Genomic DNA, 18,628 nt, shown 5'->3' on the forward strand with positions numbered 1-18,628 from the left:
GAAGTATAGGTATGCTATAAGTAAGAAATTCTTTATCGTTAAATAGAAATAGCATTGAAATATCTTGAAAAATTTTGCTGAAAAATAACTGTTAATTTGCTATTATTTGTACATTAGCGCGTATTTTAGTTAAATTGAACGGATTTTTAATTACATCATGATGTAATGGATACGAAATAATCTTTTTAAAAGTTTAAAAAGATTAAATTAAAAGAGCGAATCAAATATGCCTGGAACTGTATACATATTTCCGTAGTCACCCTCTAGTTATTAGGATAGCTTTAGCTATGATGAAAAAAATTATGAAGAAATATAAAGTGAGGAGTTTAACGTGGAAGTTTTTATTGGAAGGCAACCGATTTTTAATGAAAAGGAACAAATAGTGTCTTACGAATTATTGTATCGAAGTAAAAATATAAATGCATTTCCTCTAGACGGAATAGATGCAGATGCTGCGACAATCGATGTTATTATTAATTCCTTTTTAACAATTGGCATAGATAAAGTAACAGATGGTGCACTAGCATTTATTAATTTTACGGAGAAGCTATTATTTAGTCCCTTGATAGATTATATTAATCCGAAAGAAGTCGTTATTGAAATTTTGGAGGATGTTATTATAACACCGAAACTTATTCAACGTGTAAAAGAGTTGAAGGGGAAGGGGTTTAAAATAGCACTTGATGACTTTATTTTAAAAGATGGAGTAACCGTTTATAATGAGCTGTTCAATTATGTAGATTATATAAAGGTTGACTTTTTAATTACCCCTTTAACAAAACGTATGGAAATTGAGTATAAAGTAAAATCAAAGTTTCCGCATATCAAGCTTTTGGCTGAGAAAGTTGAAACGCGTGAGCAATATGAGATTGCAATGCATTCTGGCTATGTGTTATTTCAAGGCTACTTCTTTGAAAAACCACAAATAATGAAGGCAATTGATATACCAGCAAATATTATAAATTATTTTCAAATCATTTCGATTTTAAAAGATGAGGAACCAGATATAAATATTTTGGCTACAAATATTGAAAGGGAAATTTCAATTTCTTATAAGCTATTGCAACTGATTAATAGCTCAAAAAATCGCCCGAAATCTAAGGTGCGTTCAATTAAACAAGCAATTGTACTATTGGGCATAACAGAGTTGCGGAAGCTTGTTTATTTATTGGCAATGCGCGAATTAAATAATTATGAAAAAACAGATGCTTTTAATGAATTAGTTGCCGCATCGTTATTCCGTGCAAAAGCATGTGAAAAGGTTGCGAAGTTAAATTATAAAAAGAACTTCTCGGAATACTTTTTAATTGGGCTATTGTCGTTAATTGATGCCTTGTTAAAGCGTCCAATGTATCTGATATTAAGAAAGATGCCATTATCGGAGGAAATTGTTGAAACAATAAACGGCGTGGAAACAGAAATGACGCCTTATTTACAATTTAGTGAAGCGCTTTATAAATTAGATTGGGATAGGTTAGATGAATTGTCACTGCAATTAGGCTTGAATCAGGATGTGGTATTCCAAATTTATGATGAAGCGGAGCAGTGGGCACGAGAGGTTATTAGTTAACAACTTTTGTAGAAATGATGAAAATTGAATGAAGAAAGAGGAAGTCTTGTGAACAATAGTGAACAGTTGACAGTGAAAGATACAATTAGCGAATATCTATTTGTCATTGTAGGAGCTGCGATAATTGCCATTGGCTTTAATGTCTTTTTATTACCAAACCAAGTTGCTTCAGGTGGGGTAAGTGGTATTAGTACAATTTTAAATGGTTTATTTGGTTGGAATGCAGGGCTTGTTCAATACGCATTTAATATCCCTTTATTTATTGCGGGAGTTTTAATTTTAGGAAAGAAATTTGGTGTTAAGTCATTTATTGGAACGATTACTTTACCTGCCCTTGTTATCTTCACAAGTGACTGGGGTCCGTGGACATTAAATCCGCTACTTGGTGCAATTTTTGGTGGAATTGTAGTTGGCTCGGGGCTCGGTCTTGTTTTTAAAGGAAAGGCATCAACAGGTGGTACGGATTTATTAGCACAAATTATTACGAAATTCACAGGTCTTACTTTAGGGACAAGTGTGTTACTTATAGATGGTGTTATTGCTGTTAGTGCTGCACTTGTGTTTGATTTAGAAAAGGGCTTGTATGCAATAATTGGTTTGTATGTAACAACGAAAACGATTGATATCATTCAGCTTGGCTTTAGTCAATCGAAAATGGCCTATATTATTACAACGAGAGAGGAAGAAATGCGTGACGCGATATACAGAGAAGTGAATCGTGGCGTAACAAAGCTTCCAGCTTTCGGCGGTTATACGGGGGAAGAAAAAACGTTTCTAATGGTCGTTGTTTATCAGACTGAATTCACTAAATTGAAACAAGTTGTCAAGATGGTTGACCCAACAGCCTTCGTTGTTGTCTCAGATGCTTATGAGGTACTTGGCGAAGGTTTCAAACGAGCCTAAGTTTGCTATACTGAAGTAGAGTAATTTGTTGGAGGAGAACAGTATGAAAAAAATAGTATTAACAGTTGCTTTCAGTTCAGCTTTACTGTTAGCTGCATGTGGTGGGGATGAGAAGGAAAGTAACGCGACACCACAACCAGAGGGCGAAAAAATTGTGATGAAAAGCTGTGCGAACTGCCACGGTGGTCAATTGCAAGGCATGCGTAATACTCCTGCATTAAATGATGTTGGTGGTCGCTATTCAGAGGAAGAAATTTTAGATATTATTTTAAATGGTACAAAAAGTGGCATGCCTGCAGGCTTACTTAAAGGGGAGGAAGCTGAAAAAGCTGCCGCATGGCTTGCAGAGCAAAAATAATGAATAGAAATGGCTCTTTTACGACAAGTAACCGCAGGAGCAATTCATTCACTGCGACGAGTAACCGCAGGAGCAAATCTTTCACTGCGACGAGTAACCGCAGGAGCAATTTCTAATGTGCCGGAAGGCTTGTTAACAAATAGTAGAGCTAGGGCTGTTCGAAAAGATATTACCTTTTCGGGCAGCCTTGTTTGTGCTTCTATCATCATAAAAAAGCGAGCTGAAAAAATGATTTGCCATAAAAATTGTAAAACACTCTTTTTTATTCGAATGGATGAGGATACATTTTCCGTAAAATGAATGGAACATGTTACAATAAAGGGAGACTAAAAAGAATCGAGAGGTTGTGCCAATGGTTCAAGTTACGACAAAGGATGTTATCGAAAAATTTAATTTGCAAATTGTTAGTGGTCATGAAGGGATTGGGCGTTTTATTACGACGAGTGATATATCAAGACCGGGGCTAGAGATGGCTGGTTATTTTACACATTATCCAGCGAATCGAGTGCAGTTGCTTGGAAAAACAGAGCTCTCTTTTTTTGAAATGCTGCCAGAAAGCGTGAAAAAAGAGCGGATGCGCTTATTATGTGCCCGCAATACTCCGGCTATTATTATTTCAAGAAATTTGGAAGTGCCACAAGAATTAATTGAGGCATCGAATGAAAATCATGTACCTGTGTTAACTTCAAAACAAACGACAACTCATTTTTCAAGTCGGCTAACGAATTACTTAGAAAGTGAACTAGCACCGACAACGGCGATTCACGGCGTGCTTGTTGATATTTATGGAATTGGTGTACTTATTCTTGGGAAGAGCGGTGTAGGGAAAAGTGAAACAGCGTTAGAGCTTGTGAAAAAGGGGCATCGCTTAGTCGCAGATGATTCTGTAGAAATTCGTCAAGAATCTGAAAATATGATTATCGGAAGCCCGCCACCACTATTAGAGCATTTATTAGAAATTCGAGGAATTGGCATTATTAATATAATGACGCTTTTTGGTGCGAGTGCGATTAGACCGTATAAACGAATTACGCTTGTAGTAGAGTTGGAAAACTGGGACCCTGAAAAAGTATATGACCGTTTAGGGCTCGATGAAGAGAAAATGAAAATTATTGATACAGAGCTAACGAAGCTAACGATTCCTGTACAGCCTGGACGCAATGTATCCGTTATTATTGAAGTAGCTGCAATGAATTACCGATTGAAAAAAATGGGTGTTAACGCAGCGGAGGAATTTTCGCGTCGTTTAGATGCAGTTATTGCGTCTAATGGGGAAATGGACGATTTTAAATAGAGAAGGAGTAAAAAGATGGAATTTTTTATAATGAAGATTAATCCAATTGCATTTTCAATTGGACCAATTGATGTTCGATGGTATGGAATTTTAATTGCACTGGGCATTGTTCTAGCTTATTTTTTAGCACAGCGAGAGGCAGTTCGACTTGGTATTCATCAAGAGTTTATTGCGGACATGCTTATTTGGGCAGTGCCAATCGCTATTATTAGTGCACGTATTTATTATGTAGGGATGGAATGGGATGTTTATAAGACCAATCCAATAAAAGCGATTCAAATATGGAATGGTGGGATTGCCATTCATGGTGCTTTAATTGGTGCGTTTATTACAGCTTATATATTTACGAAAAGGCGTAATATAAGCTTCTTGCGAATTGCAGATATTGCAGCACCAAGCATTTTAGTAGGACAAATTATTGGACGCTGGGGCAATTTCATTAATCAAGAGGCACATGGTGGAGAAGTATCGCGCAGCTTTTTAGAAAAGCTATTTTTACCTGATTGGCTAATTGAGCAAATGTATATTGAAAGACTCGGCTCCTACGTCCACCCAACATTTTTATATGAGTCACTATGGAATATAGTAGGCTTTATTATTTTAATTATTGCACGTAAATTCAATTGGCGTCGTGGGGAAATGTTTTTCTTTTACATTATATGGTATTCGATAGGGCGCTTCTTTATCGAATCAATGCGTACAGACAGCTTATATTTAATTGGCGACTTGCGCTCAGCACAGCTTGTGTCGATTATTGGTATCGTAGTAGGCTTAGCACTCATTATTTATCGTCGAATGACAGTGAAGCCAGTTGTACGTTATTTAGATAAATAAGGAGTGATGAATGATGGTAAAGGCATTGTTATTTGATTTTGATGGTACTTTATTAAACACAAATGAATTAATTATTCAATCATTTATGCATGTATTGGAAGACAAATTTCCCGGGCAATATTCGCCAAAAGATTGCATGAAATTTCTCGGTCCTTCATTGCGAGAAACATTTGTTGAAATTGCTCCAGATGCTGTGGATGAAATGATTGATAGTTATCGACAGTGGAATATCCAACATCATGACCAGCTTGTCACACAATATGATGGGGTAGTTTCTACTTTGGAGGAGCTATATGCACAAGAGATAAGGTTAGCCATCGTCTCAACAAAGCGCAGTGAAATGATAGAGCAAGGCTTAAATGTGCTAGGTGTGAGGCATTTATTTGAGCATATTATTGGATTTGACCATGTTCAGCATGTTAAGCCACATCCAGAGCCGATTTTATTAGCATTGAAGAAAATGCAATTGGCAAAAGAGGATGTTATTATGATTGGTGATAATTCGCACGATATTGAGGCTGGACATAATGCGGGTGTAAAAACGGCTGGTGTAGCTTGGGCTTTTAAAGGAGAGGACTATTTACAGCAATTTTCACCGACATATATGCTTCAGCATATGACTGATTTAGTAACGATTGTGAAAGGGCAAAGTTTATGAGAAGAACAGAGCGCTATAAAGTAGATGGTGCGAATTCGCTTTGGCATGTTTATAAAACGGTATCCTTTTGGAAGGTAATGAAATGCTTTATTTTTATTCAAATCGGGCGCATTACACCGTCCATGGCGATGAAAAATTGGCTTTATCGTACTTTTCTTCATATGGATATTGGAGAAAAAGCATCATTAGCCTTAATGGTGATGCCTGATACAATGTTTCCAGAGCGTATTTCAATTGGCGCAAATTCGATAATAGGCTTTAATACAACGATTTTAGCACACGAATACTTAATAGATGAGTATCGCTTAGGTGATGTGAAAATAGGAAACAATGTAATGGTCGGTGCAAATACAACGATTTTGCCGGGAGTAGAAATTGGCGATGGTGCGATTGTATCGGCGGCAACGCTCGTTCATAAAGATGTGCCAGCGGGAAGCATGGTTGGTGGCAATCCGATGCGCATTATTTTCAGCGCGGAGGAAATGGCTGCACGAAAAAAATAATGATAGGGACAAGGCGTCCCAACAGCCGTGCAGTTGCCGGCTGTTGGGACGCCTTTATTGGTGTTTTGGCAAAGTGTTTGCTCATTAAAATAGCGAGGGTTTTCTTTGAAAATGATAGAAACATTCAATTTAGCGGTGTTTGTCCTAAACGAAAGAGAAGGATTGAAAATCTCCTTTCAATGTGCGAACAAAATAAATTCAGGTAATTCGCAAATACATCAATAAAACTGACCGAAATCGCAGCATAATTAAAAATAAAATAATTTTCAATAAAGCTAAAGTAACTCAAGACTTGACAATATTTACGCTTTATTATACTATCACACTAGTGAACTAAAGTTTATTGAGGTGTATGACTATGTCTACGATTAAATTATTTGAAAAACCACTTGGAATGCGTGATACATTTCCGCAAACATATGAGAAGTTAGAGGCAATTCGTGCAAAAGGACGACATTTTTTATACGCGCATGGTTATGATTTTATAAAAACGCCATCAGTGGAGTATTACGATACAGTAGGAAAAGCTTCAGCTATTGAGGATGCTTCTCTTTTTAAGCTAGTAGATAATCAGGGCAATATGCTCGTATTGCGTCCTGATATGACAACGCCAATCGCACGTATTGCAACAGCAAAACTGCTGAAGGAAAAAATTCCGCAGCGCCTTGCTTATTTTGCTAGTGTGTTTCGTGCACAGCAAACAGAGGGAGGACGCCCTGCTGAATTTGAGCAAATGGGAATTGAGTTTATAGGTGATTCTTCTGTTTTTGCGGATGTAGAAGTGATAATACTCGCGATTCAATTGCTTCAACAATTGGGTGTTGAGTCCTTTACGGTGACAATCGGACACGCACATGTATTACAGGCAATTTTGCAGCAATATACAATGAGCGGTGAGCAAGCGAATAGTTTGCGTCAATTATTAGTAGAGCGCAATTATGTAGGCTTTGAAGAAACGGTAAAATCATTTGACTTACAAAGAGAAAATAGCGAGATTTTACTGCAATTTATTGAAGAAGCAGCGAATGCTAAAAGTATTTTTAATATAGAAAAATATGTTGTCGATGAAAACACGCTGACATATATATACGAGCTAGAACGATTGTTAAAGCAAGCAAATGTAATGGACTATATTACATTTGATTTTACGTTGACGAGCTCGATGAATTATTATACGGGAATGCTGTTTGAAGTATTTGCAGTAGGCAGTGGCTTCCCCCTTGGAAATGGCGGACGCTATGATGGATTGTTAGCCCAATTTGGGTCAGAGGTAGGAGCGACAGGCTTTGGCTTCCGTGTCGACCGATTGTTAGAAGTTGTGCAAACGAATGAACCTACAGTAGCAACAACATTGCTATTATTCGAGCCGCATTTATATAAAGAGGCATTGCAGCATGCGACAAAATTGCGGGCAGTTGGTCGCCGTGTGACGCTACAGGCGATTAGTAGCTTAACAAATGTAACTGCATATAAAGTGCAATTTAGCGAGGTTGTATACGTACAGGAGGAAGAATAATGACGGTGTTAACAATTGCTATGCCGAAGGGTCGCATTTTTACTGAGGCATGTAAAATATTAGAAAGTGCCAACTTTCGATTACCTAAAGATATGGAAGATACGAGAAAGCTAATGATTGAAATTCCTGAGGAAAATATTCGATTTATTTTAGCGAAGCCAATGGACGTACCTGTTTATGTAGAGCACGGTGTAGCAGATATAGGCATTGCGGGAAAGGATGTTTTACTTGAACAGCAGCGCACAATCCATGAACTTTTAGATTTGAAAATTAGTACATGCTATATCGCGGCTGCCGGTTTGCCCAATACAAGGATGAATGAAGTGGCGCCACGCATCGCTACAAAATATCCGCGCATCGCGACAAAGTATTATAAAGAAATTGGCGAGCAAGTTGAGATTATTGAATTAAATGGCTCCATTGAACTTGCACCGATGATAGGGCTAGCTGATAGAATTGTCGATATCGTTTCAACAGGTCGTACACTAAAGGAAAATGGACTTGTTGAATATGAGCGTATCGCGGACATCTCATCACGTCTAATTGCCAATCCTGTAAGCTATCGACTGAAAAGTGCACGCATTCAAGATTTAGTAAGTCGCTTAAGAAAATGTGTTGGATAGGAAGAAGGGCTGAATCATGCAAATTACAACATTAACAGATGATATTTCGTTAAAGCGCCCATTAGAGGGGGGCAATGAGCAACAGCTAGCAGTAGTGCGTGAAGTGTTAGCAAATGTGAAGACACAAGGTGATGCTGCTGTTCGTGCATATAGTGAAAAGTGGGACGGCGTAATGCTAAATGATTTTCGCGTTTCACAGCAGGAAATCGACGAGGCTGTAGCAAATTTCGATAAAACACTTTTAGCAGATTTAATCGAGGCGGCGGATAATATCCGTCTTTACCATAAAGAGCAGCGCCGCACAGGCTATAAGCTCCCTTTAGAGAATGACTCTTATTTAGCACAGCGTATAATTCCATTGGAGGCAGTAGGGCTTTACGTGCCAGGGGGCTCAGCAGCATATCCTTCATCGGTATTAATGAATGTTATTCCTGCACAGGTGGCAGGCGTGAAGCGCATCGTTCTTACTTCCCCAGCTAGTAAAGATGGTAAATTACCAGATGCAGTGCTTGTTGCCGCATCGATTTTAGGTATTTCGGAAATGTATAAAATAGGTGGTGCACAAGCAATCGCTGCATTAGCTTACGGAACAGAGACGATTGCCTCAGTAGATAAAATTACAGGCCCTGGTAATATTTATGTGGCACTAGCTAAGCGCGAGGTGTTTGGTGAAGTAGCCATTGATATGATTGCAGGACCGAGCGAAATTGCGATATTAGCAGATGAAACAGCCTATGCGGATGAGATAGCAGCCGACTTATTATCACAAGCGGAGCATGATGTATTGGCATGTGCGATTTTAATTACGATATGTGAATCGCTCGCAGAAAAAGTTGCCGAGGAAGTCGAGCGTCAGCTGGCGCTATTACCAAGAGAAAGCATTGCGCGCCAAGCGATTGAGCGATTTGGTCATATTTATATAGCGGAGACGATAGAGCAAGCGATTGCTGCTGTCAATTCTTTAGCACCAGAGCATTTAGAAATTATGACAGCTAATGCAGAGGAAGATGCACAAAAAGTTACGCATGCGGGTGCAATTTTTATCGGGCGTTATAGCTCGGAGCCGGTTGGTGATTATTTTGCAGGGACAAACCATGTGCTACCAACAAACAGCACCGCACGTTTTGCAAGTGGGTTGAATGTAGATGATTTTATTAAGCGCACAAGCGTTGTTTATTATAGTGAAAAGACATGGGCACAAAATGCGCCTAAAATTGCACGTCTTGCGAGATTAGAAGGCTTAGAGGGACATGCCAGAGCGGTAGAAGCGCGCGGCTGGAAAAAAGGAGAGGTATAGCATGAGGTACGCAAAAATAGAACGCAACACAAATGAAACGAAAATTGCAGTGGAATTAAACTTAGATGGAGAAGGACAAGCTAAAATCGCAACAGGCGTACCTTTTATGGACCATATGCTTGATTTATTTATAAAACATGGCTTATTTGATGGCAAAATCACAGCAGACGGTGATACGTATATCGATGCACATCATACAACAGAGGATATCGGCATTGTTTTAGGGCAGGTAGTACGCGAGGCGTTAGGTGATAAAAAAGGGATTAAGCGCTACGGCAATGCCTTTGTACCGATGGATGATGCGCTTGCACAAGTGATTGTTGATTGCTCCAACCGTCCACACTTAGAGTATCGAGTAACACCGGTACTAACCGAAAAAGTAGGAACATTTGATACGGAGCTTGTGCATGAGTTTTTATGGAAATTTGCATTAGAGGCGCGCATGAATGTCCATGTCATCGTACCTTATGGGCATAATACGCACCATATTATAGAGGCGATTTTCAAGGCATTGGCAAGAGCGCTAGACGATGCGATTCAAATTGACTCGCGCGTGAAGGGTGTGCCGTCAACGAAGGGGCTACTAACGTGAAAATCGGCATAATCGATTATGGAATGGGTAATTTATTTAGCGTTGAGCAAGCGTTAAAACGGCTTGAGGTAGAGGTTGTGATTACCGCTAATAAAGAGCAATTGCAATTGATGGATGCGCTTATTCTACCGGGGGTTGGAGCATTTCCCGATGCGATGAAAAAACTACAGCAGGCTGGGCTTACTTCCTTTATTCAAGCGACTACAAAGCCTTTGCTTGGCATTTGCCTAGGCATGCAATTGTTATTTGAGGAAAGCGATGAAGTAACAGCGACAAAAGGGCTCGGTGTTTTTTCAGGACGCATTACAAAGTTTACAAATATACCGCGCATTCCACATATGGGCTGGAATGACTTACAGTTTGTTTATAAGCCAAGCTGGTTGACTGCATTACAACAAGAACGCTTCGTTTATTTTGTGCATTCTTTTTATGTAAGTGATATGAAGCAGAAGGAGCTTGTGGCATTTGCTAATTACTACGATGTGCAAGTACCGGGTATTGTAGTGAAAAATAACTTTACCGGCATGCAATTTCATCCAGAAAAATCAGGACAGTTCGGCTTATTTTTATTGCAGCAATGGTTGGAAGGGGTAAAAAAATGTTAACAAAACGAATTATTCCGTGCTTAGATGTAAAGGATGGGCGTGTTGTGAAAGGTGTACAATTCGAGTCATTACGCGATGCAGGTGACCCTGTAGAGCTTGCGACATTTTATGATGAGCAAGGGGCAGATGAGCTTGTCTTTTTAGATATTTCAGCCTCCTATGAGGGGCGGGCTACAATGGAGGATGTCGTGCGGCAAACAGCGGCGAAGCTAGCGATTCCTTTTACGGTTGGTGGAGGCATTCGTACATTGGATGATATGAAGCGCATTTTGCGAGCAGGTGCAGATAAAGTGTCTATTAATACTTCAGCATTGGAGCGACCAGCGCTTATCCAGGAAGGTGCAGCTTATTTTGGTTCACAATGCATCGTTGTGGCAATTGATGCGCGCTTTTGTGATGAAGATGATACATGGATGGTTTATACGCACGGTGGGCGCAATAAAACCTCGTGGCAGGCAGTTGAATGGGCACAGGAGGCAGTACGCTTAGGAGCTGGAGAAATTTTATTGACAAGCATGGACCGTGATGGTGAAAAATCAGGCTTTGATTTAGCGTTAACGAAAGCAATTCGAGATGCTGTAACAGTGCCTATTATAGCGAGTGGCGGTGCTGGCAATGCTGAGCATTTTGTGGAAGTATTACAGAAGGCTGATGCGGATGCAGCATTAGCAGCCTCCATTTTCCACTATAAAGAAACGAGTGTAGCTGCCATTAAAGCGTATTTGTACAATAAAGGAGTTTGTGTACGATGATTGATGTAAAATTTAATGAAAAAGGCTTAGTAACAGCTGTCATTCAGCATGCAAAAACAAAGGAAGTGCTAACGGTTGCTTACATGAACGAGGAATCTTTAGCGAAAACGATTGAAACAAATGAAACATGGTTCTTTTCACGCTCGCGCAATGAACTATGGCATAAAGGGGCGACAAGTGGCAATACGCAAAAGGTCGTTTCCATTATGGCAGATTGTGACCGCGATGCTTTAGTTGTAGAGGTACTACCAGCAGGTCCAGCATGTCACACTGGTACAAACTCTTGCTTTACAGAAGCGATTGTGAAAAACGAAGAGGTCGGCTCCGTTAGTATGCTGTCCAAGCTAAGCGAGCTTATTAAAGAGCGAGAGAGTGAATTGCCAGAGGGAGCCTATACAACCTATTTATTTGACAAGGGCATTGATAAAATCGGCAAAAAAATTGGCGAAGAGGCGATGGAAGTGGTTATTGCTGCTAAAAACCGCGATGCTGCAGAGGTAAAGTGGGAAGCTGCTGATTTAATTTACCACTTACTCGTTTTATTACAGGAGCAGAAGGTAGATATATATGAGGTGTTAAAGGTGCTAGAGGAAAGGCATCAAAAGAAGCAATAAGCTTATGCTGTAAATTTTCCTTCTAAAACAAAAATTATGTGCAGATATGGATAAATCAATGACTATTAAATTGTTTGTGCTATAATAATAGATATTATATGAGGAACGTAATTTACGTTCCTTATTTTTCTTGTTTCGGAGGAAATATTGTTGGAAAATAAAGAACAAAAAAAAGAAAATATCGTCTCCTTTGTGCCAACAGGTGATTATTATTATGAAAAAGCAATAAAGGCACTGGAAAGGGACCAAATTGAAAAAGCATATAAATATTTAAAGCGCGCAGAGGAATTGAGCCCAGACGATATACGCGTTTTAACTCAATATGGTTTATTAGAAATAGAGGCTCAAAATTACGAGCATGCTTACGAATTGATTCATACAGCACATAGCTTAGAACCAAGCAATGCGGAAATCCTTTTTTTATTAGCAGATGTTTCAGGCTGTTTAGGCTTGATACATGATGCTAAAAAATATGCAGAGCAATACCTAGAGCAGGAGCCAGAAGGTATGTATGCGCTTGATGCATATGAAATTTTGGATTTTGTGGAGTTTGAGCAAAATCTCACAGAAGATGTTGATGAGCAAGAGGCAGAAAAATTAATTGGGCAGGAAAAAGCTCGACGTTTTATGGAGCAAGGTGCATTTCCAAAAGCGATTGAAGTGCTAGAGCAGCTCATAGAAAAATTTCCTGACGCATGGCCGGCTTATAATAACCTCTCACTCGCCTATTTTTATGTAGGGGAAGCAGAGCAAGCACACGCGTTATTAAACCAAGTGCTACGTGAAAATCATGGCAATCTACACGCTCTATGTAATTTGGCTGTTTTTGCCTATTATGAAAGAGCTGAAGCTGAGCTTGAAAAGCTAACAGCATTGCTCAAAAAAATTCAGCCCTATGATTGGGAAAATCGTTATAAGCTAGGCGCTACTTTAGCTTTAATTGGTGAGTATGAGACAGCCTATAAATGGCTTCGCTCTATGCATAAAAGAGGCTATGAGGGCGACCCCGGCTTTTATTATTGGCTAGCACAATCCGCTTATTTCTCACAGCAAGAGGAAATAGCGAAAGCTGCTTGGCAATCCTTGCTCGTTTTAGATCCTGCAAAGGAAGGGCTTGAGCCATGGCATATGAGCTCATTAGCGGATGAGGAGCAATCATTAGAAAAAAACCGCGAGTTAATTATTGAGAAAATTAATAGTAAGTATCCAGCAGACCGCCTTTTTGGGCTTTTTATATTAAAGCATTCGCCACATAAGCAAGAAATTATTGCGCACCCAAAATGGATTGATATTGAAAAGTACAATGAAATAGAAAAGCTGACTTTAGCATACTCGCTTGGGCATGATTTTCAAATGACAACAGAATCTGAAAAAAGCTTTATTCGCTTTTTAGAAGTAGCTGAAAAATTAATAGAGGTATACGGCAAGCTGAATTTTACTGCAACTTCAGCATTGCAACTATGGTTTTCAATTGGAGAGCTCGCACTGCGCTCCAGCTACTCCTTTAAAAATCCTGCCGCCATTGCCGCAGCAGTAGACTATATGCTGCAATCTGCAATGGGGGACAATATTACCAAAAAAAATTGTGCCGAAAATTATAATATTAGTGTTGCGACATTAACGAAATATGTTAATGAATTGTTAGCATTTGTACCGACTGAGTTTGAATAGGCATTTTATTTGAATATAGCTTTTGAATTGTATACGATGAATGCAGTCTAGTAGTCAAGTTTTGAGGAGGATTTTTTGATGACAGAGGAAAAAATTTATGATGTAGTCATTATTGGTGCTGGGCCAGCGGGCATGACAGCAGCGGTTTACGCATCTCGTGCTAACTTATCTACGTTAATGATTGAGCGCGGTATTCCAGGTGGTCAAATGGCCAACACAGAGGAAGTTGAAAACTATCCAGGTTTTGATCATATTTTAGGGCCAGAATTATCAACAAAAATGTTTGAGCATGCCAAAAAGTTTGGTGCAGAGTATGCTTATGGGGATGTTACAGAAATTACTGACGGGGAACAATATAAAACGATTGTTTCTGGTAAGAAGGAATATAAAACTCGTTCTATTATTATTGCAACGGGTGCAGAATATAAAAAAATGGGTGTACCGGGGGAGCAAGAGCTTGGTGGACGTGGCGTGAGCTACTGTGCAGTATGTGACGGAGCATTCTTCAAACAAAAGAACTTAATCGTTGTTGGTGGGGGAGACTCTGCTGTTGAAGAAGGTGTTTATTTAACGCGCTTTGCAGAAAAAGTAACGATTGTACATCGCCGTGATAAGTTACGCGCACAAAAAATTCTACAGGATCGTGCATTTGCTAATGATAAGGTAGATTTTATTTGGAATGCAACCGTAAAAGAAATTAATGAGGATAATGGTAAAGTAGGTAGCGTTACATTAACATCTACGGTAGATGGCACTGAAACGGATGTAAAAACAGATGGTGTATTCGTTTATATCGGTATGGTTCCGTTAACTGCACCATTTACACACTTAAATATTTTAAATGAAGCAGGCTATGTTGTAACGAATGAAAAAATGGAAACAGCTGTGCCAGGTATTTTCGCGGCTGGAGATGTGCGTGATAAAATGCTACGTCAAATCGTAACAGCGACAGGAGACGGTAGTATCGCTGCACAATCAGCGCAGCATTTTGTTGAAGAATTAAAGGAAAAACATAATCTTTAATTGAACTTTAATAATGCTGTAACTTTCTTGCAACAATAAAAGGGTATACTAAGGTTATTAGTGAATCTCCCTTTTTGAAATTTTTGTTTAGGTTGTTTCTGCTTATTTGCAGAAGCAACCTCTTTTTGTGCTTTCATCTTTACTACTCACAAAAAATTATTAGGCGTGTTGTTAGCTAAGCGCCCTGTTAAACTTCTTTCAGCAAATGTCACAGATTTTGAAGGGAGGCCTGCATGATGCAGGTCAGTTAACCGTCGTCACAGGACGTGACGGTTTTAGGTTAACTTCCACCATATAGCTTGAAAAAATCTGGATACAATTACGCTAAGGTGTAATTGATAATGTATAATGAAGTAAAAGGTGAATGATAAAATAATTGCAATTGATTTGGGGTGAAATGTATGCAAAGAATTGCCAATTTACTAGCAATACAAGATGGGAAGGTATTGTTACTGCAAAAGCCAAGACGTGGCTGGTATGTCGCGCCGGGTGGCAAGATGGAAAGTGGTGAGTCGATTTATGAAGCGGCTATTCGTGAATTCCAAGAAGAAACGAATGCAACACCGCAAAATGTCCATTTAAAAGGTGTTTATACGATGGTGATTAAACGGGAGCAAGAAATCGTTAATGAGTGGATGCTTTACACTTTTGTCGCACATGGTATAGAAGGTATACCTTATGAGGAAACGAGGGAAGGCATACTTGGCTGGTTCGATATTGACCAATTGCACCATTTACCAATGGCTGAAGGAGACCGAACAAATTTGTTGTTTGTTGCATCAAATAAAGGGATGCAATATGGGACATTTGAGTATACAGAGCAATTTGAGCTATTAAGTGAAACAATACAAAATTCACAAGAGTAAATAAGCGAAGGGAGAACTGTCGATATGAGTAATCAAACATATGCACAGGAGCTAGTAATTATTTCAGGGATGTCTGGGGCTGGAAAGACGGTAGCGGTGCAAAGCTTTGAAGATTTAGGTTTTTATTGCGTCGATAATATCCCACCAGAACTTTTGACGACATTTTTAGCATTAATGCGTGATTCAGAGAGGAAAATTTCACGTATAGCTGTTGTAATGGATTTGCGTGGGTATCAGTTTTTTGAATCAGTATCGGCTGTTCTGAATGAGCTAGCCAATCAGGAAGATATTCAGGGCAATATTTTATTCTTAGATGCCGACGATGAGGCACTCGTAAGACGCTATAAAGAAACGCGACGCTCACATCCTTTGGCGCCAGCAGGTCTACTTTTAGATGGGATTAAATTAGAGCGTCAATTACTTGAGGAAATTAAAAGTCAGGCAAAAACAGTTATTAATACATCGATGCTAAAGCCAAGGGAGCTACGTGAGATTATTACGAGTAAATTTGCGCATTCTAATAAGCCAATTTTTTCAGTAAATGTCATGTCCTTTGGCTTTAAACATGGCATGCCGATTGATGCTGACTTAGTATTCGATGTGCGATTTTTGAAAAATCCTTATTATGTTGAAGAACTCCGCCAAAAAACAGGTTTGCAAACGGAGGTTTCCTCCTATGTTTTGGCGACAGAAGAAACACAGCAACTTATCGTAAAGCTAACGGATTTATTGCAATTCATGGTTCCGCTCTACAAAAAAGAAGGTAAATCGCAGCTAGTCATTGCATTTGGCTGTACAGGTGGTCAGCATCGCTCTGTAACATTAGCAGAATATTTTGGAAAGCTACTTAGTCAAAAGGAGCATACAATTGTGACGCACCGAGATATTAAACGTAGAAAGGCTTGATGGGATGGAAAAACTCAATAAAAAAGTCGTAGTCATCGGTGGCGGAACAGGGCTTTCCACTGTAATACGTGGTTTAAAAAAGAAGCCCTTTGATATTACAGCTATCGTAACTGTGGCAGATGATGGTGGGTCTTCAGGACGCCTTCGTGATGACTACGATATTCCACCGCCAGGCGATATACGCAATGTAATTGCTGCGCTCTCCGATGTAGAGCCGTTAGTTGAGAAGATGTTTCAATATCGCTTTTCGAACTCGGACGATTTAGGTGGTCATTCATTAGGAAATTTAATGCTTACAGCACTAACGGATATTACAGGTGATTTTAGCCACGCCATTGCTGAAATAAGCAAAGTGCTGAATGTACATGGCAAAGTATTACCTGCCTCTAATAAAAAAGTCACGCTGCATGCGGAGCTAGTTGACGGAACCTATATTGAGGGAGAGTCGCGTATACCGCAAGCTCAATCAGCAATCAAGCGAGTTTTTTTATCCCCGGGCGATGTAGCTCCTTTACCGGCAGCTATTCGTGCGATACATAGCGCAGACTATATTTTAATTGGCCCAGGTAGCCTATATACGAGCATTATTCCCAATTTATTAGTTGAAGAATTAGGGACTGCTGTTATTCGTTCCAAAGCTGAGAAAATATACATTTGCAATTTAATGACACAAAAAGGTGAAACGCTAAACTATAGTGTAGCAGACCATATTGAAGCCATTCATGCGCATATGAAAACACCATTTATTCAAAAGGTGCTAGTCAATGATTTTATAATGCCGCAACCTGTTATTGATAGCTATCAAACTGAAAATGCTAAGCCGGTTGCTGTAGATATTGAACGTATCGAAAAAATGGGAATTGAAGTAATTCAAAAGGAAATTGCGCTCATTAAAAACAATACTGTACGTCACCATGCACTGAATGTAGCAAAGTGGCTAGAAGAATGTAGCGAACAAAAGCAGCGAAAAAAGAAATGCTAATAGCGGGACTTTATTCCTTGTAAAGAAAGGGGGAGACATCGATGTCGTTTGCATCAGAAACAAAAAAAGAGCTGACACAAATAGAGGCGGATGATATGAACTTAAAGGCGGAAGTTTCTGCACTCATTCGAATGAATGGCTCATTATCATTTACAAATCGCCAACTTAGCTTAGATGTCCAGACAGAAAATGCTGCAATTGCCAGAAGACTTTATACGATTGTTAAAAAGCTTTATCCATATAATGTAGAGCTACTTGTTCGTAAAAAAATGCGCTTAAAGAAAAATAATGTGTATATTTGCCGGGTGCGTGAAGGTGCTCGTGAATTGTTAACAGATTTGCAAATTATTTCGGATGAATTTCAATTTAACCATACAATTGCCGAATCACTTGTTCAAAAAAATAATCATAAGAGAGCGTATTTGCGTGGCGCTTTTTTAGCAGGGGGTTCTGTTAATAACCCTGAAACATCCTCCTACCATTTGGAAATTTATTCGCTATATAAAGAGCATGGTGAAGCATTGGCGGAGCTAATGAATACGTTCCAGCTAAATGCCAAAACGATTGAGCGAAAAAAAGGCTTTGTAACTTATTTAAAAGAAGCAGAAAAAATTTCTGATTTCTTAAGCCTAGTAGGCGCACATCAAGCAATGTTGAAATTTGAAGATGTACGAATTTTAAGGGATATGCGCAACAGTGTAAATCGCATTGTGAATTGTGAAACAGCGAATTTGAATAAAACGATTGGTGCTGCATTGCGCCAAGTTGAAAATATACGTTATATTGATAATGCCATTGGGCTTGATCAACTGCCTGAAAAGCTACGTGAAATTGCACGTCTACGTGTAGAGTATCAAGATGTGACATTGAAGGAGCTAGGCGAAATGGTATCGACCGGTGTTGTAAGTAAGTCAGGTGTCAACCATCGTTTACGTAAAATCGATGAAATTGCAGAGGCAATTAGACGCGGAGAAAAAATTTAAGCTAATAGTAGAAAAATTTTGAAAACGAATACAAAATACGATGCGTATACATTGTTCTTTTCCTATCAATTCGATAAG

The 18,628-nt window shown here is 39.1% G+C and carries 20 protein-coding genes; all 20 read left to right on the plus strand.

Going from position 1 to position 18,628, the window contains the following annotated elements:
* The first annotated feature begins 331 nt into the window (after positions 1-331).
* The 20 genes from MHB51_RS16150 (at position 332) to whiA (ending at position 18,550) form a co-directional block, all read left to right on the plus strand.
* Positions 332-1,570, plus strand: a complete 1,239-nt coding sequence (locus MHB51_RS16150) for an HDOD domain-containing protein (RefSeq protein ID WP_066167150.1) — start codon at positions 332-334, stop codon at positions 1,568-1,570.
* A 48-nt stretch (positions 1,571-1,618) separates the two neighbouring features.
* Complete coding sequence (locus tag MHB51_RS16155) at positions 1,619-2,473, plus strand: YitT family protein (protein ID WP_066167147.1); 855 nt, start codon at positions 1,619-1,621, stop codon at positions 2,471-2,473.
* Between the two features lie 43 nt (positions 2,474-2,516).
* On the plus strand, positions 2,517-2,831 hold the full coding sequence (locus MHB51_RS16160; protein WP_066167144.1) for a cytochrome c: 315 nt from the start codon (positions 2,517-2,519) through the stop codon (positions 2,829-2,831).
* A gap of 352 nt (positions 2,832-3,183) precedes the next feature.
* The gene (gene hprK / locus MHB51_RS16165) at positions 3,184-4,125 is read left to right on the plus strand and encodes an HPr(Ser) kinase/phosphatase (protein ID WP_066167141.1); all 942 of its coding nucleotides are present in this window, start codon (positions 3,184-3,186) and stop codon (positions 4,123-4,125) included.
* A 15-nt stretch (positions 4,126-4,140) separates the two neighbouring features.
* The gene (gene lgt, locus MHB51_RS16170) at positions 4,141-4,959 is read left to right on the plus strand and encodes a prolipoprotein diacylglyceryl transferase (RefSeq protein ID WP_066167139.1); all 819 of its coding nucleotides are present in this window, start codon (positions 4,141-4,143) and stop codon (positions 4,957-4,959) included.
* A 10-nt stretch (positions 4,960-4,969) separates the two neighbouring features.
* Entirely contained in the window at positions 4,970-5,617 is a 648-nt protein-coding gene (gene ppaX, locus MHB51_RS16175) for a pyrophosphatase PpaX (protein WP_342558576.1), read from the plus strand.
* Positions 5,614-6,120 carry an acyltransferase gene (locus MHB51_RS16180; protein ID WP_066167135.1) on the plus strand — a complete coding sequence of 169 codons (507 nt, stop codon included), beginning with the start codon at positions 5,614-5,616 and terminating at the stop codon, positions 6,118-6,120. The genes ppaX and MHB51_RS16180 overlap by 4 nt, the downstream gene beginning before the upstream one ends.
* A gap of 358 nt (positions 6,121-6,478) precedes the next feature.
* Positions 6,479-7,636 (plus strand): ATP phosphoribosyltransferase regulatory subunit, encoded by a 1,158-nt coding sequence (locus tag MHB51_RS16185; RefSeq protein WP_342558577.1) that lies wholly within the window; start codon positions 6,479-6,481, stop codon positions 7,634-7,636.
* Positions 7,636-8,259 (plus strand): ATP phosphoribosyltransferase, encoded by a 624-nt coding sequence (gene hisG, locus MHB51_RS16190; protein ID WP_342558578.1) that lies wholly within the window; start codon positions 7,636-7,638, stop codon positions 8,257-8,259. The genes MHB51_RS16185 and hisG overlap by 1 nt, the downstream gene beginning before the upstream one ends.
* A 16-nt stretch (positions 8,260-8,275) precedes the next feature.
* Entirely contained in the window at positions 8,276-9,556 is a 1,281-nt protein-coding gene (gene hisD / locus MHB51_RS16195; RefSeq protein ID WP_342558579.1) for a histidinol dehydrogenase, read from the plus strand.
* A 1-nt stretch (position 9,557) separates the two neighbouring features.
* A complete protein-coding gene (gene hisB / locus MHB51_RS16200) occupies positions 9,558-10,148 on the plus strand; it encodes an imidazoleglycerol-phosphate dehydratase HisB (RefSeq protein WP_342558580.1) in 591 nt (196 codons plus the stop codon).
* Complete coding sequence (gene hisH, locus MHB51_RS16205) at positions 10,145-10,753, plus strand: imidazole glycerol phosphate synthase subunit HisH (protein ID WP_066167117.1); 609 nt, start codon at positions 10,145-10,147, stop codon at positions 10,751-10,753. The genes hisB and hisH overlap by 4 nt, the downstream gene beginning before the upstream one ends.
* On the plus strand, positions 10,747-11,505 hold the full coding sequence (gene hisF, locus MHB51_RS16210; protein WP_342558581.1) for an imidazole glycerol phosphate synthase subunit HisF: 759 nt from the start codon (positions 10,747-10,749) through the stop codon (positions 11,503-11,505). The genes hisH and hisF overlap by 7 nt, the downstream gene beginning before the upstream one ends.
* The gene (hisIE, locus tag MHB51_RS16215) at positions 11,502-12,119 is read left to right on the plus strand and encodes a bifunctional phosphoribosyl-AMP cyclohydrolase/phosphoribosyl-ATP diphosphatase HisIE (protein ID WP_066167111.1); all 618 of its coding nucleotides are present in this window, start codon (positions 11,502-11,504) and stop codon (positions 12,117-12,119) included. The genes hisF and hisIE overlap by 4 nt, the downstream gene beginning before the upstream one ends.
* A 150-nt stretch (positions 12,120-12,269) precedes the next feature.
* Positions 12,270-13,790 (plus strand): tetratricopeptide repeat protein, encoded by a 1,521-nt coding sequence (locus MHB51_RS16220; RefSeq protein WP_342558582.1) that lies wholly within the window; start codon positions 12,270-12,272, stop codon positions 13,788-13,790.
* 78 nt (positions 13,791-13,868) lie between these two features.
* Entirely contained in the window at positions 13,869-14,813 is a 945-nt protein-coding gene (gene trxB / locus MHB51_RS16225) for a thioredoxin-disulfide reductase (protein ID WP_066167105.1), read from the plus strand.
* 401 nt (positions 14,814-15,214) lie between these two features.
* On the plus strand, positions 15,215-15,679 hold the full coding sequence (locus MHB51_RS16230) for an 8-oxo-dGTP diphosphatase (RefSeq protein WP_066167102.1): 465 nt from the start codon (positions 15,215-15,217) through the stop codon (positions 15,677-15,679).
* 24 nt (positions 15,680-15,703) lie between these two features.
* Positions 15,704-16,585, plus strand: coding sequence for an RNase adapter RapZ (gene rapZ / locus MHB51_RS16235; RefSeq protein WP_342558583.1), 882 nt, complete (start codon positions 15,704-15,706; stop codon positions 16,583-16,585).
* Positions 16,586-16,589: 4 nt separating this feature from the next.
* A complete protein-coding gene (locus tag MHB51_RS16240; protein WP_342558584.1) occupies positions 16,590-17,567 on the plus strand; it encodes a YvcK family protein in 978 nt (325 codons plus the stop codon).
* A gap of 41 nt (positions 17,568-17,608) precedes the next feature.
* Positions 17,609-18,550, plus strand: a complete 942-nt coding sequence (gene whiA, locus MHB51_RS16245; protein ID WP_066167093.1) for a DNA-binding protein WhiA — start codon at positions 17,609-17,611, stop codon at positions 18,548-18,550.
* Positions 18,551-18,628 lie beyond the last annotated feature (78 nt).

Source organism: Metasolibacillus sp. FSL K6-0083 (assembly GCF_038630865.1).
In the GTDB taxonomy this organism is placed as follows: Bacteria; Bacillota; Bacilli; order Bacillales_A; family Planococcaceae; genus Metasolibacillus; species Metasolibacillus fluoroglycofenilyticus.